General features: G+C 45.5%; 2 protein-coding genes. One reads left to right on the forward strand and one right to left on the reverse strand.

Features of this window, described 5'->3' with window-relative positions:
- The first annotated feature begins 47 nt into the window (after nucleotides 1–47).
- A complete protein-coding gene (gene yddG / locus GY683_RS04195; protein ID WP_297287554.1) occupies nucleotides 48–944 on the forward strand; it encodes an aromatic amino acid DMT transporter YddG in 897 nt (298 codons plus the stop codon).
- Between the two features lie 50 nt (nucleotides 945–994).
- On the opposite strand, the gene metG is transcribed toward yddG, so the two are convergent.
- Entirely contained in the window at nucleotides 995–3,007 is a 2,013-nt protein-coding gene (metG, locus tag GY683_RS04200; RefSeq protein ID WP_297287555.1) for a methionine--tRNA ligase, read from the reverse strand.
- Nucleotide 3,008: the final 1 nt, after the last annotated feature.

Below are 3,008 nucleotides of genomic sequence, written 5' to 3' on the forward strand. Positions count from 1 at the left end.
CAAAATTTCTATTAAACTATTTCCTTTTATTTAAATGGTGGAAAGCCATGGATCAAAAGGCAGCTACTTTAATCGGCATGACATCCATCGTCTTATGGGCGTCTATGGTAGGGCTGATCAAGCAAGTATCATCATTGCTTGGTGCGTCGCTCGGTGTTGCGCTTGTCTATACTGTTAGCGCATTATTGCTATTGCTTATTTTTAAGATTCCTAAGGTTCATCAAGTCCCAAAGACTTTCTTATGGGTGTCCGCTGCGCTGTTCGTATCGTATGAGCTTTGCTTTTCATTTGCTGTGGCATATGCTCGTACAGAGACGCAGGCGATCGAAGTTAGCATCTTAAACTATCTATGGCCTTGTTTGACGATTGTCGCGCTTGTGTTGGCAAAGGAGCTTAAGTTTAACGCTGTGGTGCTCATGGGACTCATTGTGTGCTTATATGGCGTTGCTGTGATACAGATGGGGCTGTCGCTTGATATCGCGATGCTACTGCGCAATGCCGCCAGTAATCCTGTCAGTTATGTTCTGGCGACGGTAGGCGCGGTGATATGGGCGGTTTATTGTGTGATTATTAAGAAGATGAGTGGCGGTCATAATCTGATCGCGCTTTATTTCGTGCTGACAGCGCTCATGATGTGGCTTAAGTACATGTTGTTTGATCGTAGTGTGCCAGATGAGATAAGTCCGATATCTATCCTATATGTGCTAGCGGCAGGCGCTGCGATTGGTCTTGGCTACGGCGCTTGGAATTTTGGTATCTTAAAAGGGAATACGAAGGCGATGGTGGTTGCATCGTATTTTACACCTGTGCTATCTTCTGTGATCGCGGCGATATTGCTGGGTGTGTCACTCTCGTCGTCGTTTTGGCTGGGTGTGGCATTGGTGTCGGGAGGCTCATTAGTTTGTTATCTGGCGACCAGCAATCTTATAAGACTCAAAAGGTAATCATCTATGCAATAAAATAAGGGGTCTTAGCCCCTTATTTTTTATGATCGTTAGGCTAGCGTCGCCCCTGCCATCATACTATCAGGCAGTAGCACAACGGTTAATTGCCCGTCTTTTTCCGCCGATAAAATCATGCCTTCTGATACACCAAATTTCATCTTGCGGGGGGCAAGGTTGGTTACGCAAATCACCGTTTTGCCTTGCAATTCTTCGGGCTTGTAAAACTTAGCAATACCGCTAAATACATTGCGGGTTTGCTTTTCGCCTTGCTCGTTCACATCGCCTACATCAAGGGTAAATTGCAATAATTTATCCGCCCCTTCAACGTGATTGCATTCAAGCACTTTGGCGACTTTCATCTCAACTTTGGCAAAATCATCAATGCCGATAAAGGCGTTTTGGTCGGTATTTTCCACAGTTTTACTCTCTTTTTTGGTTTTTTGGGCTTTTTTGGTGTCGGTGGGTTTCAGGTTTTCTTTTGAGTCATCAACCATGGCTTGCACTTTTTTGGGGTCAATGCGTTGCATTAGGGGCTTGAACTCATTGACAGAATGCGTTAAGACGTTAAAACGTTCATCAAAATTCATGCTATCTACGTTCAAAAATTCTTTTGACTCTTCGGCAAGTGTTGGCAACACAGGCGACAGATAGACCATGATTTTGTGAAATAGGTTTAGCCCCACCGAACAGATGTCTTGGACTTCTTGGCTGTTTGGATTTTCTTTGGCAACTGCCCACGGTTTTTTGTCGTCAATATACTGATTGGCAAGGTCGGCAAGTGCCATAATCTCACGAATGGCGGTGCTAAATTCACGGCTTTCGTAGTGCTTGATGATACTATCGCCAGCTTGGATAAATTTATTGACAAGCTCGGGTTCTGCGCAAGTGTCGGAGAGTTTATTATCAAATTGGGTATTGATAAATTTAGCACAGCGACTGGCGATGTTCACGACTTTACCGACAAGGTCAGAGTTTACTTTGGCGATAAAATCATCAAGATTTAAATCGCTGTCTTCTACTTTGTCCGACAATTTGGACGCAAAATAATAACGCAAATATTCAGGATTTAGGTGATTAAGATACGTTTCGGCTTTGATGAATGTGCCACGAGATTTGCTCATTTTTTCGCCATTGACGGTCAAAAAGCCATTGACAAATAGGCTTGTAGGCGTGCGGTAATTCGCCCCAGAGAGCATGGCAGGCCAAAACAGGGCATGGAAATAGACAATGTCCTTGCCAATAAAATGATACACTTCGGCGGTACTGTCAGGTTTCCAATAATCATCAAATGACACATCAGGGCGGTGGGCGGTCAAGTAGTTTTCAAAACTTGCCATATAGCCAATCGGGGCGTCTACCCACACATAAAAATATTTGTCGTCCGTGTCAGGGATTTTAAAGCCAAAATACGGTGCGTCTCGGCTAATGTCCCAATCATTAAGCCCTGCGTCAAACCATTCGTCTAGTTTGTTGGCAATAGAGACAGGCAGTCGTCCGTCATCTCGTGTCCATTTTTGCAAAAATTCGGTGAAGTTTGGCAATTTAAAAAAGTAATGGTCGGACGTTTTTTCCACAGGCGTTGCACCGCTTAGGGTGGAGCGTGGATTGATAAGCTCGGTGGCGTTGTAAGTCGTGCCACACACTTCGCACGAGTCGCCATATTGGTCGTCCGCTTTGCATTTTGGGCAGGTGCCTTTGATGAAGCGGTCGGATAGGAACATCTCTTTTTCGGGGTCGAACAGCTGAGTTACGGGTTTTACGGCGATGTTGCCTGCCTTGTGATTGGCAAGGTAAATGGCTTCGCTGTGCTTGCGGTTAGTGTCCGAGTGCGTGCTGTCATAATGGTCAAACGACACGCCAAAACGGTCAAAATCTCGTTTATGCTCAATCTGCACACTCTGGATTAGCTCTTCGGGCGTGATGCCGTTTGCTTCGGCACGGAGCATAATCGCCGTCCCGTGAGCGTCATCGGCACAGACATAAATCACGTCATGCCCCATAGACCGCATCGCACGCACCCAAATGTCGGCTTGGATATAGCCCAAAAGGTGTCCCATATGGATA

It is taken from the genome of Moraxella sp. (assembly GCF_024227015.1).
GTDB lineage: Bacteria > Pseudomonadota > Gammaproteobacteria > Pseudomonadales > Moraxellaceae > Moraxella.